Origin of the sequence: Mesorhizobium sp. M2E.F.Ca.ET.209.01.1.1, from assembly GCF_004010375.2 — a bacterium.
Lineage (GTDB): Bacteria > Pseudomonadota > Alphaproteobacteria > Rhizobiales > Rhizobiaceae > Mesorhizobium.
On the sequence record NZ_SADP02001122.1, the window covers coordinates 1 to 293 of the forward strand.

Below are 293 nucleotides of genomic sequence, written 5' to 3' on the forward strand. Positions count from 1 at the left end.
CGATCTGCACGAAGGAGCCGAGCATGGCCTCGACGCAGAAGGAACCGCTGCCTTGCATCGGCACGCAGTCGAATTCGTCTCTGGCGTCGCCGGTGAGCGCCAGCAGGCGGCGACGCAGATCGGCCGTCATGGCGCGGAAATCGCCATCCCAGGAGCCCCAGTCGCGCAGCATCGCCTGCTTGACGGCGTAGGAGGTGGTGAGCGGGCCAGGCGTCAGCAGATAGGGTTCGCCCAGCGCCGGCGCATCCAGCGGCTTTGTTGCCGCAAATTTCGTCTCAGCGCGCATGCCGCCC

At 67.2% G+C, this 293-nt stretch carries 1 pseudogene; it reads right to left on the reverse strand.

The features are described from left to right. Positions 1 to 286: pseudogene (locus EN852_RS39385) on the reverse strand (2-aminoethylphosphonate--pyruvate transaminase); the annotation flags it as partial. Between the last annotated feature and the right edge of the window lie 7 nt (positions 287 to 293).